At 69.6% G+C, this 26,271-nt stretch carries 24 protein-coding genes and 1 tRNA gene; 9 read left to right on the forward strand and 16 right to left on the reverse strand.

Annotated elements, in window-relative coordinates; all coding sequences use genetic code 11:
- Nucleotides 1-23: 23 nt before the first annotated feature.
- The 3 genes from C5E07_RS09425 to C5E07_RS09435 form a co-directional block, all read right to left on the reverse strand.
- The gene (locus C5E07_RS09425) at nucleotides 24-1,001 is read right to left on the reverse strand and encodes a ribose-phosphate diphosphokinase (RefSeq protein ID WP_104241709.1); all 978 of its coding nucleotides are present in this window, start codon (nucleotides 999-1,001) and stop codon (nucleotides 24-26) included.
- Between the two features lie 34 nt (nucleotides 1,002-1,035).
- Nucleotides 1,036-2,481, reverse strand: coding sequence for a bifunctional UDP-N-acetylglucosamine diphosphorylase/glucosamine-1-phosphate N-acetyltransferase GlmU (gene glmU / locus C5E07_RS09430; RefSeq protein ID WP_104241711.1), 1,446 nt, complete (start codon nucleotides 2,479-2,481; stop codon nucleotides 1,036-1,038).
- A 74-nt stretch (nucleotides 2,482-2,555) separates the two neighbouring features.
- Nucleotides 2,556-2,627, reverse strand: a tRNA-Gln gene (locus C5E07_RS09435).
- Between the two features lie 122 nt (nucleotides 2,628-2,749).
- On the opposite strand from C5E07_RS09435, the gene C5E07_RS09440 reads away from it, so the two are divergent.
- The 5 genes from C5E07_RS09440 (at nucleotide 2,750) to C5E07_RS09460 (ending at nucleotide 6,634) form a co-directional block, all read left to right on the forward strand.
- Nucleotides 2,750-3,202, forward strand: coding sequence for a nuclear transport factor 2 family protein (locus C5E07_RS09440; RefSeq protein WP_104299256.1), 453 nt, complete (start codon nucleotides 2,750-2,752; stop codon nucleotides 3,200-3,202).
- Between the two features lie 128 nt (nucleotides 3,203-3,330).
- Nucleotides 3,331-3,936: a MarR family winged helix-turn-helix transcriptional regulator gene (locus C5E07_RS09445; RefSeq protein ID WP_104299257.1), complete on the forward strand. Its 606-nt coding sequence runs from the start codon at nucleotides 3,331-3,333 to the stop codon at nucleotides 3,934-3,936.
- Nucleotides 3,937-3,992: 56 nt separating this feature from the next.
- Nucleotides 3,993-5,819 (forward strand): ABC-F family ATP-binding cassette domain-containing protein, encoded by a 1,827-nt coding sequence (locus C5E07_RS09450; protein WP_104299258.1) that lies wholly within the window; start codon nucleotides 3,993-3,995, stop codon nucleotides 5,817-5,819.
- 9 nt (nucleotides 5,820-5,828) lie between these two features.
- Complete coding sequence (locus tag C5E07_RS09455; RefSeq protein ID WP_104299259.1) at nucleotides 5,829-6,275, forward strand: hypothetical protein; 447 nt, start codon at nucleotides 5,829-5,831, stop codon at nucleotides 6,273-6,275.
- Complete coding sequence (locus C5E07_RS09460) at nucleotides 6,272-6,634, forward strand: hypothetical protein (RefSeq protein WP_104299260.1); 363 nt, start codon at nucleotides 6,272-6,274, stop codon at nucleotides 6,632-6,634. Before C5E07_RS09455 ends, C5E07_RS09460 begins: the two co-directional genes overlap by 4 nt.
- A 133-nt stretch (nucleotides 6,635-6,767) precedes the next feature.
- On the opposite strand, the gene C5E07_RS09465 is transcribed toward C5E07_RS09460, so the two are convergent.
- The 4 genes from C5E07_RS09465 to C5E07_RS09480 form a co-directional block, all read right to left on the reverse strand.
- Nucleotides 6,768-7,535 (reverse strand): MerR family transcriptional regulator, encoded by a 768-nt coding sequence (locus tag C5E07_RS09465; RefSeq protein WP_104299261.1) that lies wholly within the window; start codon nucleotides 7,533-7,535, stop codon nucleotides 6,768-6,770.
- A 171-nt stretch (nucleotides 7,536-7,706) separates the two neighbouring features.
- The gene (locus C5E07_RS09470; RefSeq protein WP_104299262.1) at nucleotides 7,707-9,056 is read right to left on the reverse strand and encodes a M20/M25/M40 family metallo-hydrolase; all 1,350 of its coding nucleotides are present in this window, start codon (nucleotides 9,054-9,056) and stop codon (nucleotides 7,707-7,709) included.
- A gap of 126 nt (nucleotides 9,057-9,182) precedes the next feature.
- Nucleotides 9,183-10,526, reverse strand: a complete 1,344-nt coding sequence (locus tag C5E07_RS09475) for an LLM class flavin-dependent oxidoreductase (RefSeq protein ID WP_104299263.1) — start codon at nucleotides 10,524-10,526, stop codon at nucleotides 9,183-9,185.
- Nucleotides 10,527-10,544: 18 nt separating this feature from the next.
- Nucleotides 10,545-11,585, reverse strand: coding sequence for an LLM class flavin-dependent oxidoreductase (locus C5E07_RS09480; protein ID WP_104299264.1), 1,041 nt, complete (start codon nucleotides 11,583-11,585; stop codon nucleotides 10,545-10,547).
- Between the two features lie 260 nt (nucleotides 11,586-11,845).
- Between C5E07_RS09480 and C5E07_RS19470 the strand changes: the two genes are divergently transcribed.
- The gene (locus C5E07_RS19470; protein ID WP_181057901.1) at nucleotides 11,846-12,253 is read left to right on the forward strand and encodes an N-acetyltransferase; all 408 of its coding nucleotides are present in this window, start codon (nucleotides 11,846-11,848) and stop codon (nucleotides 12,251-12,253) included.
- An 8-nt stretch (nucleotides 12,254-12,261) separates the two neighbouring features.
- Here C5E07_RS19470 and C5E07_RS09490 read toward each other — a convergent pair whose 3' ends face one another.
- From C5E07_RS09490 to rsmI, 5 genes are all read right to left on the reverse strand, one after another.
- Nucleotides 12,262-13,623 carry a hypothetical protein gene (locus tag C5E07_RS09490; RefSeq protein WP_146080561.1) on the reverse strand — a complete coding sequence of 454 codons (1,362 nt, stop codon included), beginning with the start codon at nucleotides 13,621-13,623 and terminating at the stop codon, nucleotides 12,262-12,264.
- A 178-nt stretch (nucleotides 13,624-13,801) separates the two neighbouring features.
- Entirely contained in the window at nucleotides 13,802-14,653 is an 852-nt protein-coding gene (gene rsmA / locus C5E07_RS09495; RefSeq protein ID WP_104299267.1) for a 16S rRNA (adenine(1518)-N(6)/adenine(1519)-N(6))-dimethyltransferase RsmA, read from the reverse strand.
- The gene (locus C5E07_RS09500; RefSeq protein WP_104299473.1) at nucleotides 14,650-15,591 is read right to left on the reverse strand and encodes a TatD family hydrolase; all 942 of its coding nucleotides are present in this window, start codon (nucleotides 15,589-15,591) and stop codon (nucleotides 14,650-14,652) included. The genes rsmA and C5E07_RS09500 overlap by 4 nt, the downstream gene beginning before the upstream one ends.
- A gap of 80 nt (nucleotides 15,592-15,671) precedes the next feature.
- Nucleotides 15,672-17,240, reverse strand: a complete 1,569-nt coding sequence (gene metG, locus C5E07_RS09505) for a methionine--tRNA ligase (RefSeq protein WP_104241737.1) — start codon at nucleotides 17,238-17,240, stop codon at nucleotides 15,672-15,674.
- A gap of 69 nt (nucleotides 17,241-17,309) precedes the next feature.
- On the reverse strand, nucleotides 17,310-18,122 hold the full coding sequence (rsmI, locus tag C5E07_RS09510) for a 16S rRNA (cytidine(1402)-2'-O)-methyltransferase (protein ID WP_104299268.1): 813 nt from the start codon (nucleotides 18,120-18,122) through the stop codon (nucleotides 17,310-17,312).
- 50 nt (nucleotides 18,123-18,172) lie between these two features.
- On the opposite strand from rsmI, the gene C5E07_RS09515 reads away from it, so the two are divergent.
- Nucleotides 18,173-19,951 carry a dolichyl-phosphate-mannose--protein mannosyltransferase gene (locus C5E07_RS09515; protein ID WP_258063847.1) on the forward strand — a complete coding sequence of 593 codons (1,779 nt, stop codon included), beginning with the start codon at nucleotides 18,173-18,175 and terminating at the stop codon, nucleotides 19,949-19,951.
- A gap of 515 nt (nucleotides 19,952-20,466) precedes the next feature.
- Complete coding sequence (locus C5E07_RS09520) at nucleotides 20,467-21,423, forward strand: hypothetical protein (protein WP_104299269.1); 957 nt, start codon at nucleotides 20,467-20,469, stop codon at nucleotides 21,421-21,423.
- Between the two features lie 298 nt (nucleotides 21,424-21,721).
- Here the strand turns inward: C5E07_RS09520 and C5E07_RS09525 are convergent, their stop codons facing one another.
- A complete protein-coding gene (locus C5E07_RS09525) occupies nucleotides 21,722-22,819 on the reverse strand; it encodes an SDR family oxidoreductase (protein WP_104299270.1) in 1,098 nt (365 codons plus the stop codon).
- 97 nt (nucleotides 22,820-22,916) lie between these two features.
- Between C5E07_RS09525 and C5E07_RS09530 the strand changes: the two genes are divergently transcribed.
- Nucleotides 22,917-23,570 (forward strand): CatB-related O-acetyltransferase, encoded by a 654-nt coding sequence (locus tag C5E07_RS09530; RefSeq protein ID WP_258063849.1) that lies wholly within the window; start codon nucleotides 22,917-22,919, stop codon nucleotides 23,568-23,570.
- A gap of 79 nt (nucleotides 23,571-23,649) precedes the next feature.
- On the opposite strand, the gene C5E07_RS09535 is transcribed toward C5E07_RS09530, so the two are convergent.
- The 3 genes from C5E07_RS09535 to C5E07_RS09545 all read right to left on the reverse strand — a co-directional run bounded on the left by C5E07_RS09535 (nucleotide 23,650) and on the right by C5E07_RS09545 (nucleotide 26,122).
- Complete coding sequence (locus C5E07_RS09535; RefSeq protein ID WP_104299272.1) at nucleotides 23,650-23,937, reverse strand: hypothetical protein; 288 nt, start codon at nucleotides 23,935-23,937, stop codon at nucleotides 23,650-23,652.
- Between the two features lie 83 nt (nucleotides 23,938-24,020).
- The gene (locus C5E07_RS09540) at nucleotides 24,021-24,419 is read right to left on the reverse strand and encodes a hypothetical protein (RefSeq protein WP_104299273.1); all 399 of its coding nucleotides are present in this window, start codon (nucleotides 24,417-24,419) and stop codon (nucleotides 24,021-24,023) included.
- Nucleotides 24,420-24,469: 50 nt separating this feature from the next.
- A complete protein-coding gene (locus C5E07_RS09545) occupies nucleotides 24,470-26,122 on the reverse strand; it encodes a RecQ family ATP-dependent DNA helicase (RefSeq protein ID WP_104299274.1) in 1,653 nt (550 codons plus the stop codon).
- Nucleotides 26,123-26,271: the final 149 nt, after the last annotated feature.

Raw genomic sequence — 26,271 nt, forward strand, 5'->3', positions numbered from 1 at the left:
GTGGGTGCGGCAACCCGTGGTGGCTAGGCGGCGCCGTCGAACATGGAGGTGACCGATCCGTCGGTGAAGACCTCGGTGATCGCGCGAGCGAGCGTCGGGGCGATCGGCAGGATCGTGAGCTTGTCGAAGCGCTTCTCGGGCGGCAACGGCAGCGTGTCGGTGACGACGACCTCGTCGATCGCATCCGAGCTCAGACGCTCGACGGCCGGGTGCGAGAACACGGCGTGCGTGGCCGCGACGACGACACCGATGGCACCGGCGGCCTTGAGCGCCTCGGCGGCCTTCACGATGGTTCCACCCGTGTCGATCAGGTCGTCGACGAGCAGGCAGACGCGACCCTTCACGTCACCCACGATCTCGTGCACGCTCACCTGGTTCGCGACCCTCGGGTCGCGGCGCTTGTGGATGATCGCCAGCGGCGCATCCAGCTGATCGCTCCACACGTCGGCGACGCGCACGCGCCCCATGTCCGGGGACACGACGGTGAGGGTCGCCGGGTCGAGCTTCTCGCGGAAGTGCTGCAGCAGCACCGGCATCGCGAAGAGGTGGTCGACGGGCCCGTCGAAGAAGCCCTGCACCTGCGGGGCGTGCAGGTCGACCGACATGATGCGGTCGGCGCCGGCCGCCTTGAAGAGGTCGGCGACGAGACGGGCCGAGATCGGCTCGCGGCCGCGGCCCTTCTTGTCCTGACGCGCGTACGGGTAGAACGGTGCGACGACCGTGATGCGCTTCGCCGACGCGCGCTTGAGCGCGTCCAGCATGATGAGCTGCTCCATCAGCCACTCGTTGATGGGCGGGCAGTGCGACTGGAGCACGAACACGTCGGCCCCTCGCATGCTCTCGCCGTAGCGAGCGTAGATCTCGCCGTTCGCGAAGGTGCGCGACTCGGTCTCTCCGAGCTCGATGCCCAGTTCTGCGGCGACTGCCTCGGCGAGCTCAGGATGAGCTCTGCCCGAGACGAGAACAAGTCGCTTCTCCGTGGAGGTGATGATGCCAGACACGCTGTACCGCCCGTTTCCTGTGCTTGCTCTGTTGTTACGCGTTCGGTGTGGAATCTGCAGCAGAGGCTGCCTCGGCGGCCTCTGCCGCGGCGGTGCCCGCTCGGTTCTTCAGCACCCACCCCTCAGCGTTGCGCTGAGGTGCGACGTTGATGGCGAGTGCACCAGCCGGAACGTCCTTGCGGACGACGGTCCCGGCCCCTGTGTAGGCTCCGTCGCCAATCCTAACCGGGGCGACGAAGACGTTGTGCGAGCCGGAGCGGACGTTGCTGCCCACCGTGGTGCGGTGCTTGTTCACCCCGTCGTAGTTGGCCGTGATCGTGCCAGCGCCGACGTTCGAGTTCTGCCCCACCTCGGTGTCCCCGATGTAGGAGAGGTGCGGGACCTTCGAGCCGTCGCCGATCTGCGCGTTCTTCGTCTCCACGAACGTGCCGATCTTGCCTCCGACCCCCAGGATCGTGTTCGGCCGAAGGTACGCCCACGGGCCGACGGTCGCACCAGCGCCGATGACGCTGAGGGTCGCGTCGGTGCGCTTCACGACGGCGCCCTCGCCGACCTCGCAGTCGACGAGCGTCGTGTCCGGCCCGATGATGGCACCCTCGGCGACGGACGTCGCCCCGCGCAGCTGGGTTCCGGGGAGCAGCTCGACGTCTCGGCCGAGTGAGACGTTGCCCTCGATGACGGTCGTCGCCGGGTCGTGCACCGTGACGCCCTCGAGCTGCCAGTGCCGGATCTGACGCGCGTTGTAGTAACGCTGCGCCTCCGCGAGCTGCACGCGGTCGTTGATGCCCTGCACGATCTCCGGGTCGGTGACGGCGATCGCCTCGATGCGCCCCGCATCCGCCTTGATGAGCTTCGCCGCGTCGGTGAGGTACTTCTCCCGCTGCGAGTTCGAGTCGTCGATTCGGCCGAGCACCTGACGCACCGTGCGGGCGTCGAACGCGTACACCCCGGCGTTGATCTCGGAGATGCGCAGCAGCTCCTCGCTCGCGTCCTTGTGCTCGACGATCTCGTCGAAGTCGCCGCCGGCGGAGCGCACGATGCGCCCGAAGCCCGCGGGCTCCTGCACGAAGGCGCTCAGCAGCGTGAGCTGGTTCTGCGCGCGACGGTGCTGCTCGATCATCCGCCCGATCGTGCCGGAGTCGAGCAGCGGAACGTCGCCGGAGAGCACGACGACGACGCCGTCGAAGTCAGCGGGGAGCGACTCGAGGCCGACCTCGAGGGCACGACCGGTGCCGGGGACCTCGTCCTGGTCGGCGAACTGCGTGTCGGGGGCCAGGTCTTGGATCGCCGAGACGACGCGGTCGCGATCGTGCCGGACCACCGTGACGGTGTGCGCGGGGCCAAGCTCGGCGGCCGTGTGCAGCACGTGCCCCACGAGCGGGATGCCACCGAGTCGGTGCAGCACCTTCGGGGTGCTCGAGCGCATCCGCGTGCCCTGGCCAGCCGCCAGGATGACGATTGCGAGTTCTCGATCGGTCACAGATCCTCCTCGTTGTGGGCGCCGTGATTCGAACGCCATCACGGTCCACGGTGGCATGCAGCACCCCCGCGCCGCTCCTCCCCCAGGATTCGAACCTGGACCTAACAGCTCCAAAGGCTGTCGTGCTGCCGTTACACCAAGGAGGAACGTGCCCGCTCTCGCGCGCACTCGCCAATTGTGCCAGAACCGGAGAGACCGCGGGCAAGCGCCACTGGTGCTGTGGAGGGGATTGGGCCAGACTGCGAAGCAGAAGACACAAGGAGGCGTCATGTCCGAAGCCCTGTCCATCGCGCGGCGATTCACCGACACCTACTCGGCAGCCGTCGCAGGTCGCGACAAAGCCGCCATCATGTCGCTCTACGCGCCCGACGTGCGCGTCTTCGACCTCTGGAGCACCTGGTCCCACGAGGGAGCTGACGCCTGGGGCACCTCACTCGACGCCTGGTTCGACTCCATCGAGTCGGGCACGCATGCGGCCACCTTCACCGATCTGCGGGCCTACGGAGACCACGACGTCGTGGTCGTCGAGAGCTTCGTCCGCTACTCCTGGCAGAACCCCGAGGGCGAGCTCGAGTGGATGGACAACCGCCTCACCTGGGCGATCGTGCAGCACAAGGGCGAATGGGTGGTCGCGCACGAGCACACCTCAGCCCCTGTCGGCGCCGACGACGGCCTCGTCGTCACGAAGCGCGACGTGGACGCGCACCACCCGAACTCCTAGGAACCGAGCGTTCTGCCGCGACAGAGAGACCGCGCCGCGTCGCGTCGGCGAACGCGCCGCCCGGCGGAACGAGGGCCCCACCCCGGGCTCGTCAACGTGCACTCCCGGGACTCGCCATAATGGGACGTATGGATGCCCCCAGACGTGCAGCTCACCAGCGTGACATTCCGCGCGCGACGGTCGAGCTCAGCGGGGGCGGGCACGGCGAGGTCGGGCACGGCGGCCGCGCCGCGCATCCGACCGACACGGTCGACACGATCGTGCGCGACTGGTCGCGGGAACGGCCCGACCTGGACGTCGACCCGCTGCGCATCTTCTCCCGCGTGAAGCGCATCGCGAAGCAGCTCGACGCGCTCCGCAAGGCCGCGTTCGCCGAGACCGGGCTCGAGCTGTGGGAGTTCGACGTCCTCTCGGCGCTGCGTCGCGCCGGGTCCCCGCACCGCCTCAGCCCCAAGCACCTGCTCGCGTCGAACCTCGTCTCGAGCGGCACCATGACGAACCGCATCGATCGCCTCGTCAGCCGGGGCCTCGTGACCCGCGAGGTCGACCCCAACGACGGCCGCGGCATCCTCGTCACCATGACCGCAAACGGGCGCGATCTCGTCGACCAGGCCCTCACTCGGCTCGTCGCCGCCGAGCGCGAGCTGCTCGCCGAGCTCGACCTCGAGACGCGGGACGACCTCGCGACCGCCCTGCGCACCCTCTCGCTGCGGATGGACGACCCCGCTCACTGAGCGCCCACCGCCCTCGCTCGGAGGCCACCGGGCCTCCCCGGCCTTAAGCTGGTCTGATGGCCCATCTCCTCGGCGCGGAAGCGCTCCACCTCGAGTTCCCGACTCGAGTCGTCTTCGACAGCGTCTCCGTCGGCATCCAAGAGGGCGACCGCATCGGCATCGTCGGACGCAACGGCGACGGCAAGTCGACCCTGCTCAAGCTGCTCGCCGACCGCATCCAGCCCGATGGCGGCAAGGTCACACGGCGGCGGGGCGTGCGCGTCGGGATGCTCGACCAAGCCGACACCCTCGACCCGGAGCTCACCGTCAAGCAGGCCATCGTCGGCGACATGGACGACCACGACTGGGCTTCCGACGCGAAGATCCGCGACGTCGTGAACGGGCTCGCGGGCGACCTCGAATGGACCGACAAGATCGGCGACCTCTCCGGTGGCCAGCAGCGTCGTGTGGCCCTCGCGGCCCTGCTCATCGGCGACGACGACATCATCATGCTCGACGAGCCCACCAACCACCTCGACGTCGAGGGCATCGCCTGGCTCGCCAAGCACCTCAACGGCCGCTGGTCGAAGAACCAGGGCGGGCTCGTCGTCGTGACGCACGACCGGTGGTTCCTCGATGCGGTCTGCGAGACGACGTGGGAAGTGCACGACCGCGTTCTCGACCCGTTCGAGGGAGGCTACGCGGCGTACATCCTGCAGCGCGTCGAGCGCGACCGGCAGTCTGCCGCCATCGAGTCGAAGCGGCAGAACCTCATGCGCAAGGAGCTCGCGTGGCTGCGCCGCGGCGCCCCAGCTCGCACGGCGAAGCCGAAGTTCCGCATCGAGGCCGCGACGCAGCTCATCGAGGACGAACCTCCCGTGCGCAACCCCGTCGAGCTGTCGCAGCTCGCGACGGCGCGCCTCGGCAAGGACGTCGTCGACCTCCTCGACGTCGGCGTCACCTTCGGCGACAAGGAGGTGCTCCGCGACATCGAGTGGCGCATCGCACCTGGCGAGCGCACCGGCATCCTCGGCGTGAACGGGGCGGGCAAGTCGACGCTCCTCAACCTCGTCGCGGGCACCCTCGAGCCGACGAGCGGCAAGGTGAAGCGCGGCAAGACCGTCAAGATCGCGACCCTCTCGCAGCGCCTCGCCGAACTCGACGAGCACCAGAACGACCGCGTCCGCGAGGTCGTCGCGCGCCAAAAGTCGAGCTACGTGTCCGGCGGCAAGGAGATGACGCCGTCGCAGCTGCTCGAGCGCCTCGGCTTCACGACCACGCAGCTCCAGACCCCCGTGAAGGACCTCTCCGGTGGCCAGCGCAGGCGCCTCCAGCTGCTCCTCATCCTCCTCGACGAGCCGAACGTGCTCATCCTCGACGAGCCCACCAACGACCTCGACACCGACATGCTCGCCGCGATGGAAGACCTCCTCGACACGTGGCCGGGCACCCTCCTCGTCGTGTCGCACGACCGGTACCTGCTCGAACGCGTCACCGACCAGCAGTACGCCGTGTGGGACGGCGGCTTCCGCCACCTTCCCGGCGGCGTCGACCAGTACCTCGAGCTGCGCGCCAACAGCCTCAAGGGCTCAGCCCCCGCGACGCTCTCCAGCACGACGGATGCGACCGCCGGCGGTTCCTCGTCGGCTTCAGCCTCCAGCACCTCCGGCCTCTCCATCGGCGGCGCCGACCGCCGCAGCGCCGAGAAGGAGGTGCAGGGCATCGCCCGCAAGATCCAGAAGATCGAGCAGTCCATGAAGAAGGTCGACGCCGAACTCGCCGCCCACGACCAGGGCGACTACGAGGGACTCGGGACCATCACCGCCAAGCGGCAAGCCCTCGCGGCCGACATCGACGCGCTCGAGGAGCGCTGGCTCGAGCTCTCCGAGATCCTCGAGGCGTAGCCTGAGCTCATGAAGGTCAGCGCGCGCCGCCTCCGTCTCACCTCGGCGGCGGCGCTGTGCGCCCTGGCGGTGGCATCGACCCTGGCGGCTTGCTCAACCGGGCCCGCCCAGAACGCCGGTGTGTTCATGGCACCGAGCCCCAACTTTGACCCGTACCCGAGCGACGGCAGCCCGGGGGTCGTGCCCTACTTCGAGTGGGTCGACGAGACGCACTTCACGATGAGCACCTGGAACAGTCGCGCGCAGTGCGGTTCGGGGGCGCCGACGGTCGTCGCAGCGTCGACGACCGAGCTGCACATCCACTACGCGATCACTGATCGGGACGCGGCGTGCGACGCCTCGGAACGGACGCTTGCCTACGAGTTCGAGTTGCCGGAGGACGCGAGCGGCCGCCCCCTGCAGATCACGGTCACGGCAGAGAACATGAAGCACGTCGACCACGGCACACTCGAATGAGGGGACCGGACCTGGCAACCGGCGTCTCTGTCACGCAGCCCGCGGACTACGATCCTCTCGGCGCGGGCACCAACGAGGATGTGGCACCGAGCTTCGCCTGGGTCGCCGCGTCGAGGTTCCGACTCGACATGCTCAACAACCGGCCCCTGTGCGGCGCGGGAGACCCCGAACTGCTCGTCACCTCGGCGGGCGAGGTGCGCATCCACTTCCCCATCGTCGACCCGGACGCCATCTGCATCCTCATGCTCGCACCCGTCTCGTTCGAGTTCGAGCTGCCGGAGAGCGCGAGCAGTCGGCCGCTCACCATCACCGTCACGTACGAGGGCGGCCCGCAGGTCGACACGGCGACGCTGCCCTGAGCACCCACCTCTGCGCACCCACTTCTGCGCACCTCCCGTCTCAGGTCGCCTGCGCAGGAGTCACCCAGATGCACGTTGCGCTCAACGCGGAGATGCATCTCCCTGACGATTGTGCGGACTCGGTCGGCTCGAGCTACGGAAGGGACTGATAGTCGAGGGTGCGCTCGGCGTAGATGCGCATCGCGTCGCGCACGAACTCGGCGCCCGTGGCATGGACGCGCGTGTAGTTCTTGGCGAAGCGCTCGTCGGCGACGTACATCTCGCCGAGGTTCGTGAACAGCTCGGCCGTTGGCGCCTTGCCCTGCCAGCTGTCGCTGATCCACGCGAATTGGCGGGCGGCGGCCGACTGCGCCTGATCGCTGTCCGGCCCGAGCCCCGCAGACTGGGCTGCGCTGAACGCATCCTGGATCCGCGTCTGCTCCTCCAGGAAGCCCTTCTTGCCGTCCTCGCCGAGGCCGCGCCACCACGTGTCGCTCTCGGCAGAGGCTTCGGCACCCCACCGCTCCTCGACCTCGCCTTTGTACTGCGTGTGGTCGAATCCGTCGAACATCTGCTCGGGCATGAGCTGTTCCTCTCCCTTGAGCGCGGCGAGCGTCGCACGCACCGATCCGATCTGCGTCGTGAGGCGGCCGCGCTCGTCGTGCAGCCAGCCGAGGTGCGTCTCGAGCGCAGCGACGTCGTCGGTGCGGCCGGCGAGGGCGTCTCCGATCGCCGCCAGGCCAACGCCCAGCTCGCGGAGGAGCAGGATGCGCTGCAGCCGAACCAGCGCGCCCTCGTCGTAGTAGCGGTAGCCGTTGGCGCCCGTTCGGCTCGGCCGAAGCAGGCCGATGCTCTCGTAGTGCCGCAGCGTCCGCGAGGTCACCCCCGACCGCTTCGCTACTTCGCCGATCGACCATTCCATGGCGGGCGTCCTCTCGCTCAGATCGTGTGAGCGGCTCCCCCGTTCTCGGGAGATCCGAACCGCTCGAGAACGACTGTAGAAGTTGACGCTGCGTCAAGGTCAAGCGGGTGCACGAGATTGCCCGAGCCCCCGAACGGGTGCATCAAGCTTGTCAAGCCCGTCAAGCTCGCGTCATGCGGACAGGAAGCCTCGGACGACGTGATCGAGGCCGCGCACCGTGAGGTCGATGGACTCGAGGTCGAGGCGCTCGTTCGCGGAGTGGAACCTGTTGCGGGCGACCGAGAAGGTCAGCTCGGAGCTGAGGATCCCGAACCCGAAGGCGTTCGCGCCGTGCAGCCGGTAGAAGCGCGCATCGGAGCCGCCGACACCGAGGATGGGGGCGGGCTTCGCTCCTGGCACGAACTCGGCGAGTGCCTCCTCGATCTGCCCGTAGAGGCGAGTCGTGGTGGGTGACTCGTTCGCCGGCGAGAACCACTCCCCCTCAACGCTCACGAGGCCCGGGAACTCGGCGGCCACGGCGGCGAGGTGTGCCTCGACGTCGTCCTCGGTCACGCCGGGCAGCACCCGGATGTCGAGCGAGATCGACCCGCTGTCCGGGATGACGTTGACCTTCGACCCGGCGTCGACGACGGTGACGGCGACGGTCGTGTGCGTCCAAGCGTGGACGAACGGGGCGAGCTCGCCGAGCTCGGGGTGCGCGCTGAGCTCGTCGATGGCCTCGTCGATGGTGTCCGGATGCGCGAGCCGCGTGCTCAGCTCGGCCGGCAGGTCGAGGGCTGCGAGCGTGTCGAGCCACTGCTCGCTGATGCGGGGCTTCGGCGCATTGGCCTGGAGGCGGTCGATGACCTTGGCGAGGGTGACGGCCGCGTTCGATCTGCCCCACGGGGCCGAGGCGTGCGCCGCGTCGCCGCGCACGACGATGCGCCGTGGGGCTGCCCCCTTCTCGCCGACGCCCACCGTGATGGCGGTGCTGCCGATGCCGCCGAGGCGCGCGCCTCCCCACTCGGTGAGCACGTTGTCGGCGGCGATCGTGGCCCAGTCGTGCTCGGAGAACCAGCCGACCCCCGCCCGGCTGCCCTGCTCCTCGTCGGCGACGGCCGCGAACACGAGGTCGCCGGTGGGGGCGAAGCCGCTCGTCGCGAGGCGCTTGAAGATGACCGCGTAGGAGGCAGTGAGGAACAGCATGTCCACCGCACCGCGGCCCCAGACCTCGCCGTCGACGAGCTCGCCCGAATGCGGCGGATGCACCCAGTCGCTCGCCTTCACGGGAACGACGTCGGTGTGGCCGACGAGGGCCAGCGACTCCGCGGCAGGGTCACTGCCCGCGAGGCGTGCCACGACGGAGACACGACCGGGGAACGGCTCGACGCGCGCGAGCTCGACGCCGCTGCCGGCGAAGAACTCCTCGATGACCGCCGCGGCCCGCCACTCGTTGCCCGAGTCGAGCGCACCGTCGTTGACGGTCTCGGCGCGGATGAGCTGCTGCAGGAGGGTGACGGTCTCGTCGCGAAGCGAAGTCATTCCCCAATCCTCGGCGGAAGGGAGCCGAGGCGCGCGCCCGAGCGTTGCGCGGAGTAACGCGCCAGACTGAACGAAGTCACGCGACCCCTCCTGTCACATCCCCCACCTTCGCCGGAGTGCCCTGGCTCAGACGCTCGCGGGCACCAGATCGCCGACGACCGCGGGCAGACCGAGGTTCTCGCGCAGCGTCGTTCCCGGGTACTCGGTGCGGTAGGAGCCGCGCTCCTGGAGCGCCGGGATGAGCTGGTCGACGATGTCGTCGAGTCCCGAGGGCACGAGGTACGGGGTCAGGTTGATGCCCGTCACGGCTCCGCTGCGGGCCAGCTCGGTGAGCGTGTCGGCGACCTCGTCGACGCCGCCGACGAATCCACGCTGCGACGAGAGGTGGATGACGAATTCGCGGATCGACAGTCCGAGCGCCTCCGACTTCTCCCGCCACTGCTGCGCGAGCTCGAGCGCCTTCGCGTTCTGGAACGCGCTGCCGCGGGTGCCATCGGTGACGGCCACCACCGGATCCTCCACCGGCAGCGGACCGTCCGGGTCGAGGTGGGAGAGGTCCTTGCCCCAGAACTGCTCGAGGTAGCGAAGCGACGTCGAGGGCGAGATCTGGTGCTCGCGCACCCAGCGGGCCTTCTCCTCCGCCTCCTTGGGAGTTCCGGCGACGATGATCGTCGCGCCGGGGAAGAACGCGAGCTCGTCGCGTGCACGGCCGAACTTCGTGAGCCGCTCACGCAGATCGGCGGCGAACGCCGTCGCACCCTCCAGTTCCGGGTGCGCGGAGAAGATGACGTCGGCGTGCTCGGCACCGAAGTCGCGCCCCTGGCTCGAGTCGCCAGCCTGGAACAGCACGGGCCGCGACTGCGGGCTCTGCGGGAGGACCCGCTCGGAGACGAAGCGGATGAACTCACCATCGAAATCGACGCGGCCACGGTTCGCCCACAGCTCCTTGGCTGCCCGCACGAACTCAGCCGCCCGGTCGTAGCGGTGCTCGTGCGCGAGGTGACCGCCGCGGCGGAAGTTCGCGCCGGTCCACGCGTTGTCGGTCGTGACGATGTTCCACGCCGCGCGCCCCTCGCTGAGGAGATCGAGGCTCGCGAGCCGGTAGGCCAGGTCGGCCGGCTCGTTGTAGGTGGTGTTCTGCGTGGCGACGAGGCCGATCTTCTCGGTGACGGGCGCGAGCGCGGCGAGCTGCGTGATGCCATCCGGTCGCCCGGCCACGTCGTTGTCGTGGATCCTGCCGAGATGCTCGCGCAGCCGCAGCCCCTCACCGAGGAAGAAGGCGGAGAAGAGTCCGCGTTCGGCGGTCTGCGCGATGCGGCGGAACGACTCGAACTCGGTCTGCGATCCGCTCTGCTCGCTCGACCAGATGGTCGTCGAGTTCACGCCCTGGAAGAAGACCCCGAACTGGATCTGGCCTGCGCCCGCCGCTCCCGAGGCAGGCCGCGTCGGACCTGTGCTGTGCTGTGTCATCGTCGTGATCCTTCGCGTTCAGAGGGCCTGGGCGGCGTAGCGGTTGGCAGGGTGCGCGAGCCCGAGAGCGTCGCGCAGATGCTCGCCGGCGCGCGGCGAGGTGAAGACGCCTGCGCGGCGAAGCGCTGGGAGCACGGCGCGGCCGAGCTCCTGCACATCCGCGCCGAAGTCGGCGGGCAGCAGGCGCACGCCGTTCGCGAACGACGCGACCTCGGTGATGAGCTCGACGAGCCCGGCCGCGTCCCCGGAGTAGTGGATGCGACCCGCCGCCTGCGTGTCGGCCGCGAACGCACCGGCCCGGTCGGCTGCGGGGCGTCCTGGCGCGTCGAGCGCAAACGAGACCTCGACGATCGTGCGGGCGATGCCCTGGGAGTCGGCCTGCCCGGCCGCGGCGCTCGCCTCGAGGACCGTACGCTCGCGGATGAGCGCGACGTCGACGAGCTCGGGCGCCGCCGAGCCGAACGGCGCGAAGGTCGGCAGCAGCCCCTGGTGCGGGCGCGGGATGATGGACGGGCCCTTCACGCTGAAGCGCGCTCCCTCGAAATCGGCGTAGTGGAGCTTGTCTCGGTCGAGGTAGCGGCCGGTCTCGACATCGCGGATGACGGCGTCGTCCTCCCAGGAGTCCCAGAGCCTGCCGAGCACTTCGATGGTGTCGTCGAGTTCGGTGCGGCGGGCCTCGGGCCCCTCGAGCGGAGGCCGGTCGAACGCGGCCGCTTCGACCTCGCTGCCGTCGACGCCGCCGATCCACCCTGCCCTGCCGTGCGACGCGTAGTCGAGCGTCGCGAGCTGCGTCGCGAGGTGGAACGGCTCGACCGCCGAGACCCGGATGAGCGGCACGAGGCCGGTCGCCCCGGAGAGCGGGGCGGCGAACGCGGCCTGCTCGATGGCGTCCAGCCGCGGAGCCGCCGCCCTGAGGTCGCGGAAGCCGATGTCCTCGAACGTGGCGATGGTCGCGCCGAAGCGCTCGAGCGCGGCGATCGCCGCGCGGATTCGCTGTGGGCCGACGCCTTCGCTGCCCGCTTCGACGGCGATGGCAAACGGCGGGTTCTCGTGAGTCATGCCTCGAAGACTAGGAAGCGCGCGCCGCCGCCTGGATGTCGACGCTTCACCTGCCGCCCCGGGAGGACTTCTGGCGCAACACTCGGTGCGGGCCTCGTGAAGTGAGGCGTACGGTACCCACCAACGAAGCAGCAGCACGCCCCGCACTGGAGCGGACCGCACAACCCCGACCGTGGAAGGAGCATGAAGATGACACACACGACAACAGGCCTGAACTTCATGTGCCAGCAGCGCGTCGAGACAGGCAGGCCGGTCCTGCAATGAGCCTCGGGCTGCACACGTCGATCGGCAACGCCGTCCGTGTGACCACCACCCGAGCGGGCAGCGGCCGCGTCGAGTTCCACGCCATTCCCTTCGACGGCACACGAGTCGTCGCAAGCGCCGTGCTCTCCGGCCCCCTCGACGCCGTCGGCTCGGAGCTCGCGTTCGACGAGCTCTGGGTCGCCCCGGACATGCGCGGAACCGGCATCGGGACCCGGGTGACGAGGGCCGCCATCACCTGGGCGGACCTGCACCTGGCTGCCGGAATCGACACCTACGTGCCGGAGGAGAACGTCGCCATGCAGCGCCTCCTGGAGCAGCTCGGCTTCGAGCGTCGGCCCGAGCTCGAGCACGGCGAGGAGAGCTGGACGCAGATCTTCGCGCTCACCCTCGAGCTCGCCGGTTAGCTCACCGTTCAGCTGACCGGCTCGAGCGACGGCACCGGCCCGGCGCCCGACATCCCGATGACCACGAGCGCCGGTCGGCTCACCGCGTTCCCGGCCTCGTCCTCCCAGGTCAGGGCGAGGCGCGAGCGGTCGACGACACCGCCAGAACCGGCGAAGCTGGTCGTGCCGCCAGACGCAGCGATGTCGAACGAGGTGATCTCGCGGGTGCCCGCGACGACGAGCACGTCCACACCGGCATCTCGGACCCACCTGGCCGCGATGACGGGCAGCTGCGGTGCGCCGTTCACCGGTTTCGCGACGTCCCCCGCCCCGAGCACGACCGGGTCCTCGTCGCCGCGCACGGCGATGACCGCCGCCCAGAGGACCCCAGAGCCGCGGCCCTGGCTTTCCAGGTGGGAGACCGAGGCGAGCGCGAGCCGTTCACCGGATGGCAGCGGCTGATCGTCGAGGATGGATGCTCGCAGCCGGTACCCGCGCTGCTCGTCACGGGCGGTGATGATTCCGCGCGAGAGCGCCGCGAAACGCGCGTTGCCGCGCTTGGGATCGGTGACCGCGCTCCAGTCCCGGTCGGCGTCCTCGGTCTGCAGCATCGTCAGCCCCGAGCTGGGATGCACGTAGGCGAACCCCGCGTAGACGTCCGCCGCAGCCGTGCCTCCCGCGTCCGGGATGCGCAGCAGCGCCCTGGCAGACAGGAGGAGGAGCCCGTCGGAGGTCGGCGTCTCGCTCAGCGCGGGTGCCGTCTCCGTGGAGAAGGTCGCCGTCTCGAGCGACATGCCGCGCTGCATACGCTCATGGAAGAGCAGCACGCCCCGCGCGACCGTGAACCCGCGCTCGTAGCGGCTCGTCGTGATGGAGGAGGCCCCGAGCATCGTGAACGCCGTGTCGTCGTCGCTGCCGGCACCGTCGAGCGGACGCGCAAGGGCCGCGACGGCGTCGTCGGAGCGGAGGATCACGAGGCGAGCTGAGAACGAGCTGCGGAGGCCCGGCACCGAACCGAGCGCGAGAGAGTCGACATCGCCGGCCCAGAGCAGCTCGATCACCTGCCCGTCCGGGATCTCGAGGCCGTCGCTCCCGCCCGTCACGTCGGCCCTGTCGGTCACGTCATCCGCGCCGTCCTCCCGCCAGAGGTCGGCGGCGGCCACAAGCGCACGCTGGTCGTCGAGGTCGGCTCGGGGGCCCCGCGTGGGGTAGCCGGGCAGCGTCGACTCGCTCACGGCATCCGTCGGAGAGGTGTCCGACTCGTCCGTGAACGCGAGGACGACCCAGCCAGCGGCGAGGACAAGAACGGTGACGATGGCGACGATCGTGATGGTGCGCGCACGACGCGGAGGCGCCCCAGGAACACGACGGGCTGCAGATGTGTCGCCCATGACCGCTCCCTCGACGCGCTGCGCGAGCACCGACCTCGTTGTGGTGCCCGAAGCTAGTCTGCCCCAGTCGGCTCGACGGTGCGCGCCGCATTTCCAGGCGTCCCCATCCGTTCCCAACCGTGACCAGGCGTTCCCTGACCCGATGGAGTAGCGAGGGTCCGGGTGCCCCTCGCCGAGCTCAGACTTCGGGAGTCCAGGCCTCCGCGAGCCGCACGTAGTCGTCGATGCCGACCGTCTCGCCGCGGGCGGTGGGGTCGATACCGGATGCCTCGAGCACAAGCGAGGTCGCAGCCGCGTTCTCGCCGAGCAACGGCGACAGCGCCTGGCGCAGCATCTTGCGGCGCTGACCGAACGCGGCATCCACGATGCGGAACACCTTGCGACGCAGCTCCTCCGAGCCGCGCGGCTCAGCACGTTCCGTGTACGAGATGAGGATGGAGTCGACGTTCGGCACCGGCCAGAACACCTTGCGGCCCACAAGACCCGCACTCGACCACGTGCCGTACCAGGCGGCCTTCACGCTCGGCGAGCCGTATACCTTCGAGCCAGGTCCGGCAACGATGCGCTCCCCCACCTCGGCCTGCACCATGACCACCCCGCGCTGCAGAGACGGCAGCCGCTCGAGGAGGTGCAGCAGCACCGGCACCGAGACGTTGTACGGCAGGTTGGCGACGAGCGCGACCGGCTCGCCCGGCACCTCCTGAACCTGGAGGGCGTCGGAGACGATCACGTCGAGACGCGCGCCAGGCGCGTGCTCCTCCACCGTCTGCGGCAGTCGGGCGGCGAGGCGCTCGTCGATCTCGATGGCCGTGACGCTCGCCCCCGTCTCGAGGAGGCCGAGCGTGAGCGAGCCGAGTCCGGGCCCGACCTCGAGGATGTGCTCCCCCGAGCGGACCTTGGCGGTCTGCACGATGCGCCGCACCGTTCCCGGGTCGTGCACGAAGTTCTGTCCGAGCTTCTTCGTGGGTGTCACATCGAGCTCGGCCGCGAGCTCGCGGATCTCGTTGGCGCCGAGCAGGCTGACGCTCATGCGGTCTCTCTCTCGTCGGAGGTGAGGTCACCGGCGAGGGCGCCTTGGCCTGCTGCCTGGTGCCAGCTGCCGTAGACGGCCTCGGTGTTCGAGGCGACCTGGGCGCTCAGCGCATCCACCGCGATCCCCAGATGCTCGGCCATCGCCCGAAGGGTGACCGGGATGAGGTACGGCGCGTTGGGGCGGCCACGGAAGGGCACCGGCGTGAGGAACGGAGCATCCGTCTCCACGAGGATGCGCTCGATCGGCGTCACCGACAGCGCCTCCCGCAGGGACGCGGCGTTCTTGAACGTGACCGTGCCCGCGAACGAGAGGTACCAGCCCTCCGCAGCCGCGATGCGCGCCATGTCCGCGTCGCCGGAGAAGCAGTGGAAGACCGTGCGCTCCGGGGCACCGACCCGCTTGAGGGTCGAGATGACGTCGTCGTGCGCATCCCGGTCGTGGATCTGCATGGCGAGGCCGTGCTTCTTCGCGAGCCCGATGTGCCGCTCGAACGCCTCGACCTGCAGCAGCTGGTCGGCCTTCTCCGGCGTGCGGAAGTAGTCGAGCCCCGTCTCGCCGATGGCCCGCACCCGCGGCTCGGCCGCGAGGCGGTCGATCTCGGCGATCGCGTCCTCCAGGGTGCCAGCGGCGGCGAGCTCCGGCACGACGTTCGGGTGGAGTGCGACCGCCGCGAGCACGCGCTCGTGCGACGCCGCGACGCGCGCCGACCACCGGCTCGACGGCACGTCGTTGCCGACCTGCACGACGCCCTTGACACCCGCTGCGACCGCGGCGGCGAGGTGCTCGTCGAGCGTCAGGCGCTCGTCCTCCTCACCATCCTCGATCTCGAGGTGCGTGTGGTTGTCGTAGCAGGGCACGGCAAGCGCCTCGGGGTACGGCGGGTAGGCGAGGATGCGCGTGTGCCCGGACTCGCTTGTCGCAGAGCGGCGGCGCAGCCGCTCGGCGTCACCCGGCGCCCCGGCTTCCTGGGCCCCGGCGTCGTGAGCTCCGGCGTCGTGCTGGGATTCGGTCACCGCTAGCGCTGGACTTCCTGCTCGATGCGCGGGAAGAGCGGCGGCAGCTCGCTCAACGGCCGAGAGCCGACAAGCGCGTAGGCGTTGTCGATGCGGGTCGAGGCGAGCTCGCCGTTGCCGCCGATCGCGAACCACAGCTTCTCGGCCGCGATCGGGACGAACGGGTTGAGCAGCACGGCCAGGTGGCCGAGGCAGCGAGTCGTGACCTCGAGCACCGCGGCGAGGCGCGCACGGCCCTCATCGCCCTGCTTGGAGAGCGCCCACGGCTCCTGCTCCGTGATGTACCCGTTGAGCGCATCCACCAGCCGCCAGATGTGCGCGAGAGCGCCATCGATGTCGAACGCCAGCATCGCCTCGTCGGCCTTCGCCGCGACCTCGGTCGCGAGGTCGATGATGACCTGCTCCGACTCCAGCATCGTGGACTGCTCCGGGACGACCCCGTCGAAGTACTTGTTCACCATCGCGATGACCCGCGACGCGAGGTTCCCGAACCCGTTCGCGAGCTCAGCCTGGTAGCGAGCCGACAGGTCCTCCCACGAGAACGAGCCGTCCTGCCCGAAGTGGATGGCGCGCAGGAAGTAGTAGCGGAACGCGTCGGAGCCGAAGACATCGGTGATCTCCGTCGGCGCGATGCCCGTCAGCTTCGACTTCGACATCTTCTCGCCGCCCACGAGCAGCCAGCCGTGCGCGAAGATGCCGGCCGGAACCTGCAGGCCGGCGGCCATGAGCATCGCCGGCCAGATGACGGCGTGGAAGCGCAGGATGTCCTTGCCGACGATGTGGTGCGCCGGCCAGAACTTCTCGAGCTCCGACTCGTCGTCGCCGTAGCCGATGGCCGTGATGTAGTTGAGGAGCGCGTCGAACCACACGTAGACGACGTGCGACTCGTCCCACGGCACCTTCACGCCCCAGTCGAACGTGGTGCGCGAGATCGAAAGGTCGCGGAGTCCCGAGCGCACGAACGAGATGACCTCGTTGCGCGCCGACGACGGCTGGATGAACTCCGGGTTCTCCTCGTAGAGCGCCAGCAGGCGGTCCTGGAACTCGCTGAGCTTGAAGAAGTAGTTCTGCTCTTGCAGCAGCTCGAGCGGCTTCGAGTGGATGGCGCAGACCTTCTCGCCCTCGTACTGGCCGGTGCCGGCGACGATCTCGGACTCCGGCTTGAACTCCTCGCAGCCCACGCAGTAGAGCGCCTCGAACTCGGCGTCGTAGATGAAGCCGGCGTCGTTGAGCTTCTGCAGGAAGCGCTGCACGCGAGTCTCGTGCCGCTCGTCCGTCGTGCGGATGAAGTCGTCGTTCGAGATGTTGAGCGTCTCGAGCATGGGCTTCCACGCCTCGTTGACGAGCTTGTCGGCCCACGCCTGCGGGGTGACGTTGTTCGCGAGCGCCGAGCGCATGATCTTCTGACCGTGCTCATCGGTGCCCGTGAGCAGCCATGTGGTGTCGCCACGCTGACGGTGCCACCTGGCGAGCGCGTCGACGGCGACCTCCGTGTACGCGTGACCGATGTGGGGGACGTCGTTGACGTAGAAGATCGGTGTCGTGATGTAGAACGATTCGCCGGAAGCCATGGGGATCATCCTATTGTCGGCCGAGCACTGTTACGACGCGAGGTGCCCAGGAGAGCCACCCCTGGCCCACTATTTCGCGAGCTGGCCCTGGTAGAGGTCTCGCTTGCTCATGCCCGTCTCGGAGGCGACCTGCGCGGCCGCGTCCTTCAGGCGCATCCCGCCCGCTACGAGCTCCGCGACCATCGCTTGGGCCCCAGCCTCGTCGACGACTGCGGGGGCCGCACCCTCCACGACGATCACGATCTCGCCGCGCACCCCTTCCTCCGCCCACGGAACCAGCTCAGCCGCGGTCCCCCGCCTGACCTCCTCGTAGAGCTTCGTCAGCTCCCGGCAGACGGCGATGCGACGATCGGCCGGCCAGATCGCGGCCATGTCGGCGAGCGTGCGCGCCAGGCGGTGCGGCGACTCGAACAGGACCACCGTGCGCGGCTCACTCGAGAACGAGCGCAGGAACGTCTCCCGCTCCCCCGCCTTGCGAGGCAGGAAGCCGTCGAACGTGAAGCGGTCGGTCGGCAGCCCCGAGATCGCGAGCGCCGTGATGACGGCGCTCGGCCCCGGCACGCTCGTCACCGTCACCCCCTCCTTCGCCGCGAGCGCCACGATCGGGTAGCCCGGGTCGGAGATTCCCGGCATGCCGGCGTCGCTGACGAGCACCACATCGGACTCGCGCGCCTGCTCGACGATGGTCTTCGCGAGCTCGTCCTCGTTGTGCTCGTGGAGGGCGACGAGCCGCGGGCGGTTCTCGACGCCCAGCATCCCGAGCAGCTTCGCCGTCGAACGGGTGTCCTCGCACGCCACGAGGGTGGCGTTCTTGAACGTGTCGATGAGGCGCGCCGAAGCGTCGCCGAGGTTCCCGATGGGGGTGCCGGCCAGGATGATCATGGCTGCGATCCTCCCACGCGCTCGCCCCGCGGCCCCCTACGATTGCTTGGGTGAGCGAGCAAGCAGACACGGGAACACCAGACGAGGCGGCCGAGTCGTCCCCGACGACGGCCCCCGCGACGGCGACGAGCGGCACGGTGACCGCATCCGCTGCCCCTGCCGCGCCGGCGGCGAAGGCGCCGGTGGCCCCGGTGGCGCGCGGCTCGGTGTTCGACGACCTGTGGGCGCGCGTCACGAGCACCCCCAGGCTGCGAGTGCGCACCGAGTGGATCCTCCTCGGCGTCGTCACCCTCCTCGCCGCCGTCCTCCGGTTCTGGAACCTCGGCGGCGCGCACTTCCTTATCTTCGACGAGACGTTCTACGTGAAAGACGCGTGGACCCTCCTCAACCTCGGCTACGAGGCCGAGTGGCCCGAGAACCCGAACGACGCGTTCAACGCAGGAGACCCGAACGGGTACACGACCGACCCGTCGTACGTCGTGCATCCGCCCCTCGGGAAGTACCTCATCGGGCTCGGGATGCTCGTGTTCGGTGCCGACAACCCCTTCGGATGGCGATTCGCCGTCGCCCTGCTCGGCACCCTGGCCGTGCCGCTCCTCTGGGTCATCGCCAAGAAGCTGTTCCGCTCGCCCGTGCTCGCCACGATCGGCGCCGGGATGCTCGCCATCGACGGGCACGCGATCGTCATGTCGCGCGTCGGGATCCTCGACGGCATCCTCATGTTCTTCGTGCTGCTCGCCTTCCTCTTCGTGCTCCTCGACCGCGAGGACCAGCAGCGCAAGCTGCGCACGAAGATCATGGCCTGGCGCGCGGAGGAGGGCCTCGACGGCGACCCGATTCCGACGAAGGCCACGACCACCTCGCGAGCGCCCGACGTGAAGCCCGTCGGACCCGACTGGGGGCCCCGCCTCTGGTGGCGGCCCTGGCTTATGGCGGCGGCCGTCACCCTCGGCGCCGCGTCGGCCGTGAAGTGGTCAGGCCTCTACTTCCTCGCCGCGTTCTGCGTCTACACGCTCGTCATCGACATGATCGAGCGGAAGCGGCTCGGCGTGACCTTCTGGGGCTCCGCCGCGATCCTCATGCAGGGCCCCGTGTCGTTCCTCCTGACCGTGCCGCTCGCAGCCCTCACCTACCTCGCGACCTGGACCCGCTGGCTCACCACCACGGGCGGCTTCTACCGCGGCTGGGCCGAAGAGGCGGGCAACGCGTGGACCGGACTGCTCTCGTGGGTGCCGCTGCCCCTGCAGAGCCTCTGGCACTACCAGGTCGAGGCGTACAACTTCCACCGCGGACTCAGCGCCGAGCATCCCTACCAGTCTGGGCCGCAAGAGTGGCCGTTCCTCATCCGCCCCACCGCGTTCAGCTACGTCTACTCGGAGGCGGGCGACGGCTCATCCTGCGACGTCGGACAGTGCGTCGAGGCGATCACGTCGATCTCGAACCCCATCATCTTCTGGTTCGGCACCGTGTCGATCCTGTTCCTCATCATCATGTGCTTCCTGCGCCCGAAATGGCAGTACTTCGCGATCCTCGTCGGCTACGGGGCCGGCTACTTCCCGTGGCTCGCCTACCTCGAGCGCCAGGCCGTCTTCCACTTCTACGCGATCGCGTTCCTGCCGTTCATGATCCTCGCCTCCCTCGTGGTCATCCAGACCATCGCCGGCGACCGCGAGACCCCGCGCCCCTCCAGGACCATCGGCGTCTCCGCGGTCGGGGTGCTGCTCGTGATCATGGCGCTCGTCTCCGTGCTCTTCTGGCCCGTGTGGACCGGCCAGATGATCTCCACCTCCTACTGGTCGCTCACGCACTGGCTGCCCAGCTGGCGGTAGCCGCGCCGCGGCCGGCGCCCCGCGCGCCGCGCATCCGCGACCCCCGTGCCGGATGGGTCACTTTGCCCCCATCGAACCGCGCAACACGGGCCCAAAGTGACCTCTTGACCAGGCGCGGCAACGCCGACCTGCGCAGGTTCCCGGCATGGCCGCGCGCATCCCCCGCACGCGCCCCCACGCCGAACGGGCCACTTTGCCCCCATCTGACCACGCAACACGGGCCCAAAGTGACCTCTTGACCAGGCGCCGCGACGCCGACCTGCGCAGATTCCCGACATGGCCGCGCGCATCCCCCGCACGCGCCCCCACGCCGAACGGGCCACTTTGCCCCCATCGAACCGCGCAACACGGGCCCAAAATGACCTCTTCACGAGGCGCGGCGACGCCGGAGGTGGAAACCGCGGTCGGCGGTCTGTGGTCTGCGGATGTGCCGAGCCGTGGATGCGTCGGGCATCGGGGGCGGCGGGCTGTGGAGAACTTCAGCGCGACGACGCCGACATACGTAGGTTTCCGGCATGGCCGCGCGCATCCCGATCCCCGAGGAGCTCAGAGACCGCGCGTTCAGCATCGCGGAGGGGAACGCCGCGGGTCTCACGAAGAAAGCCCTCGCCCGGCAGAGCCTCGCTCGGCCCTACCGCGGAGTGCGAGCGACGGAACCCGCACTGACCAGCAGGGAGCAGGTCCTCCGCTTCGGGCCGCGGCTCCGCGGTGGCCAGGCGCTGAGCGGGCCCTCCGCGCTGCGGGTCTACGGGCTGCCGGTACCGCGGCGCCACCGCTCGGAGACTGTCGACGTGCTTGCCAGGCAGTCGGCCTCGAGACCACGAGCGGCGGGCGTCCGTGCGCGGCGCATCCGGGATGACCTCTGGGAGGCCGACCTCATCGAGGGGGTCCGGGTGGTTCCCGTGCCGCTGCTCTTCACTCTTCTGGCGAGTTCGTTCAGCGAGACGGAGCTGGTCACGGTCGGCGACGCGATGATCAGCGACTTCGACCGCTACCCGGGGCGGGTTTCGTCCGGCTCGCTGACCCAGCTCACCTGCTTGGAGGACGCCGTAGAGCGTTGGGGCCGACTCCGTGGCTGCTCGGTGCTGCGCGGCGCCCTGCCGCGCCTTCGGGAGCACGTTGCCTCGCCACCGGAGAGCTGGCTTCGCTGCCTCATCGTGGACGCGGGCATCGAGGAACCCGCCGTCAACGCCGATATCCACGCGGGCGGACGCTTCCTGGCACGAGGCGACCTCGTCTTCCGAGCCCAGCGCGTCGTCGTGGAGTACGAGGGCGAAGGGCACCTGAGCCCCGCGCAGTTCCGGCGCGACATAACCCGCACGGAGGCGCTGATCGCGGCCGGATGGCGCGCGTCATCCGCGTCACCCACGCTGACCTGTTCCCCGACGCCGCCGCCTTCCTCGCGCGGTTGCGTGCGGCGCTGTCCCGGTAGCGCGGCAGCGCGGCAGGCCGGCAGCGCGGTAGCCCGGTAGCGCAGAGGCCCACTTGGGCCACTTTCACCCCATTCGGAGCCGTCTGGAAGGGTGAAAGCGACCCAAACGGGCCAGGCGGAGCCGTCGGCAGGGGCGAAAGTGACCCAAGTAGCCCAGGCGGAGCCGTCGGCAGGGGCGAAAGTGACCCAAGTAGCCCAGGCGGAGCCGTCGGCAGGGGCGAAAGTGACCCAACCGGGCCAGGCGGAGCCGCCTGGAGGGGTGAAAGCGACCTACCTGGCCCATCTGCCGAGCGCGCTCAGCCGGAAGCGGCCAGCCGGAAGGCGGCCAGGGGATGCGCTCAGGGGATGAGGCGGTCGGCGCGGTAGCGCTCGAAGAGGTCGGCGAAGGCCTGGTCGGTCCGGCGGAAGCTGAGGAAGCCAGCGGCGCGGCTCTTGCCCATGTCGGTGACGACCTCCATCTCGCGTCCGAGGTCGGCGTCGGTGTGCCACCAGGATGCGAGCCGCGAGATGTCCGATTCGACGAGGCCGTGCTCGGCGGCGATGGCAGGCCAGTGCTGCTCGAGCTGCGCCATCTGCTCCTCGAGGGGGCGCGCCTGCCCGTCGAACCCGACGACCTGCTCGGCGGGGACGCCGAGCATCTCGGCGAGGCGAGGCCACATCCACCGCCAACGGAAGATGTCCCCGTTGACGATGTTGAAGGCCTCGTTGCGGCCAGCTGGCTCCGTCGACGCCCACACCATCTGCTCGGCGAGGACCCCCGCGTCGGTCATGTCGGTGAGGCCGTTCCACTGCGCCGCACTGCCGGGGAACACGAAGGGCACGCCGAGGTGCTTCGCGATCGTGGCCTGCACGGCGATCGTCAGGCCCATGTTCATGGCGTTGCCGACGGCATGCCCGATGACAGTGTGCGACCGATGCACCGACCACGTGAACTGCTGGCGGGCTGCTGCTGCGAAGAGCTCGTCCTCTTGCGCGTAGTAGAAGTTCGGGGTGTCGAGCCGCTCGGACTCCTCACGGAACGGGGTGTCGGGCATCTCGCCCGCGGCGTAGGCCTCGAATGGGCCCAGGTAGTGCTTGAGTCCGGTGACCAGAGCCGCGTGCTGCACGGGGGCGTGGTCGAGCGCCGCGAGCAGGTCGCGGACCATGGCGCCGTTCACGGCGATGTTCTCCGCCTCCGTCGCCTGTCGCTGCCACGCGGTGAAGAACACGTGTGTGGGGCGCTCCTCCGAGAGCGCAGCGCGCAGGCTCGCCGGGTCACGCAGGTCAGCGGCGATGCCCCGCACGGCGCCGCTCGTCACGGCGCGCCGGGAGAGGGCGAGCACCTCCCAGCCGTCCTGGCTCAGGCGATCGACGAGGGCGGAGCCGGTGATCCCGGAGGCGCCCACAACAAGCGCGGTCCTCGGTGCGTTGGCGGTGCTGTTCGAGTTCGAGGTCATCAGGGGTGCAACGAGGCTCCCGCGATGGCTATTCCACAGCCGCGCGGTTCGGGATGCGCACCCCTGGCCGAGAATGGGGCGGTTCTACACTGGTTCGGTGAATGAACCCGCGTCTGCCCCTGACCCCAGCACGCTGCATCCGATCACGGGTCAGGAACGGGTCATCCTCCTGAAGCCGCTCGTCACCAGCCCGCTCATCAGCGTCGGAGACTTCACGTACTACGACGACCCCGACGACCCCTCGGCGTTCGAGACGCGCAACGTGCTGCACCACTATGGGCCCGAGCGTCTGGTCATCGGGAAGTTCTGCGCCATCGCCTCCGGCGTGCGGTTCATCATGAACGGCGCCAACCATCGCATGTCTGGGCCATCCACGTATCCGTTCCCCATCATGGGCGGAGCCTGGGGGCAGCACGTCGACCTCGTCAGCGACCTGCCGAGCCGCGGCGACACGGTCGTCGGCAACGACGTCTGGATCGGCGGGGACGTCACCATCATGCCGGGGGTGCGCATCGGCGACGGGGCGATCATCTCCACTGGATCCGTCGTGACGAAGGATGTGCCCGACTACGGCATCGTGGGCGGCAACCCGGCGACGCTCATCCGTCGCCGCTTTGATGACGACGACGTCCGGACGCTCCTCGAGGTCGCCTGGTGGGACTGGCCCCTCGAGGCGGTCACGGAGCATGTCCGTGTCATCGCCGACGGTTCAGTGGCCGAACTCGCTTCGATCGCGGGCCGGTTGGCGTAGCCGCGGCGCGGCACGACCACGCCGTCCAGCGGCGGCGCTGCACGGTCCCGCTGCACAGCACAGCCGTGCCAAAGTCCGCTTACGGGTAGGCGACGTAGAGGCGGTACATGCCTGCGAACGTGCCCGTCGTGTCCTGCGCGCAGGCGTTCGGCCCGATGTGCACGTTCGATCCGGTTCCGACGGAACCGCCGACGACGGCTCCCCACTTCGTCATGCACGCCGCCTGCGTCTCGAAGGCGTAGTAGGCCGAACCGGCGGCGCTGGCGGGGGTGGCGGCGAAGAGCGATCCCGCGAGCGCGCCAACCGCGGCGAGTCCGCTGAGCCCTGCGAATTTGCGAGTCTGTGAACGAGTCTTTGAGTTCGTCATCGTGCGAGGCTAGGACGCCTCCTTGAGCGAGCCATCCGAAGTCCTCCGTATCCCGTGGGCGCAGGAGAAGCAGGAGGTCCAGCTCAACGCCCGTTGACGATCGCGACCACGATCCAGGAGACCGCGTGCAGTGCCAGTGCGGTCGCGACGACTCCCGGCGCAAGCCACGCGGGCACGCGGAATCCTCGACCCACGACGGCGGCGAGCCAGACGGACAGCACGATCAGCCCAGCCGCAACAGCTCCCATACCGAGCGCCATTGACAGCGCTTCCTGCCGGTACGGATTCGAAGGAAAAGACGGGTCTCGCTGAAGAAAATCCATCAGCTCCAACGAGGCGAGTCCCCCGATGTAGAAGAACAGGAAGTTGCTGACCACGACGATGGCCGCGACCGCGAACCACGCGCGCAGCGGGCCATCGGCCTCATCGAGAGGCTCTTGGCCCTCGCTGGAGGCGCCGTCGCGCTGAGCGGTCTCGCTCACAGGAAGCCCCTCGGGAAGCGCATGCGACGAACCTAGCTCACGTCGGTCGGCTACGCGCTGACGTCCGCGACCTGGCGCAACACGTTCGAGTCGAGCGCCGCGAGGGCGACGACCTTGTACCCCTCCGACTCGAAGAAGATCGTCGCCCGGTCCTCTTCGACGCTGATGACCGTGCCTGCTCCCCACTCACGGTGCTCGACGGTTTCGTCGATGGCGAGCGGCGCATCCGCCGTCACGCTGTCTGCCTGCGCGTCCGACGTGTCCTCGCGCCGCTCGCAGCCGTCGCAGTTCCCGCACCGTTCCGGCCCGTCGACCCCGAAGTAGTCGAGCAGCACGCGCCGGCGGCACTGCGTCTCCTCCGCGTAGGCGCGCATCATCGACAGTCGCGACTCGGCGATTCGCTCCCGCGCGGCGGATGCCTCCTTGACGGCATTCACCACGACATCGACTCGAGTCTTGCGCAGCGGATGCACGCCCCCGGCCGTCTCGACCAGTTCGGCATCCACGAGCTGGTTGACGAGCCTCGAGACCGTTCTTGCGGGCTGACCGACGGCCTCGGCAAGGTCCCGGATGCTCGCCCCTGGCGTGCGCGTGATGGCGCGCCACAGGGTGCGCAGTCCGGCCTTGTCCACCGAGCGCTTCGCAAAGAAGCGCCGCAGCGCGAGGTCCTCGACGCGGTAGTGCAGCACGGCCGTCGCGGGCTCGCCGTCCCGCCCCGCGCGGCCGACCTCCTGGTAGTAGGCGTCGAGTGACTCCGTCGTCGCCGCGTGCAGCACGAAGCGCACGTCACCCCGGTCGATGCCCATGCCGAACGCGGACGTCGCGACGACGACATCGAGTTCGCCGTCCCGCCAGCGGTCCTGCACCGCTCGGCGCTCTGCGACCTTGAGGCCAGCGTGGTACGCGGCAACCTCCCGCCCTTCCGCGGCGAGCTGGGCCGCATACGACTCCGTCTCCCTGCGCGAGGCGACGTAGACGAGACCGGGGGCGGTCCAGCTGCGCGCTTCGTCGACGATCGCGGCCCGCTTGTCGTCCTCGCTCTCATGGCGCCGGACTGCCAGTCGGATCTCGGGTCGGTCGACGCCGTGCACCTGCACGTCCGGATCCTGCATCCGCAGCCGCTCGATGATGTCGGCCCGCACCGGCTTCGAGGCAGTCGCGGTCATCGCGAGCACCGGCGGGTCGCCGAGCGCCGATCGCACGTCGGCGAGCCTCAGGTAGTCGGGCCGGAAATCGTGCCCCCACGAGGAGACGCAGTGCGCCTCATCAACGACGAGCAGAGACACGTCCTGCGCTGCGAGGCGGGCGACGTTGTCCTCGTTCGCCAGCTGCTCCGGTGCGAGGAGCACGTACAACGACCCGCCCGCGTCGATTCGATCCCAGGCTCGGGCCACCGCGGCAGCGCCCCGTGACGAGTTGATGGCGACGACGTCGGGGGCATCCGGGGCGGCCTCGATCGATGCGCGCTGGTCTGCCTGCAGGGCGATGAGCGGCGAGACGACGAGTACGAGGCCGCCGCGCGCAGCGCCCGCGACCTGGTAGACCGCTGACTTCCCGCCACCGGTCGCGAGCACGAGCAGCGTGTCGCGCCCAGCCGCCGCAGAGCGGATCGCGTCGCCCTGACCGGGGAGCAGCGACTCCCACCCGAACCGGTCCCGCGCGATGCGCTCGAGCGTGCGACGGGTTGGTGCGGAGGAACTCATGCACCGACGCTATCGCCGTCGAACTGGGTGAGGACTTCGCTTGACAGGCCCTCCCACGCCGTGTTCGCACCCCCTCTGCGGCCCGCACGACCGCGCCAACGACGAGACGGCCGGCGCCCCTCTAGGGCACCGGCCGTCTCAGCAGCTGC

This window comes from Pseudoclavibacter sp. RFBJ3, from assembly GCF_002931375.1.
Taxonomy (GTDB): domain Bacteria; phylum Actinomycetota; class Actinomycetes; order Actinomycetales; family Microbacteriaceae; genus Pseudoclavibacter.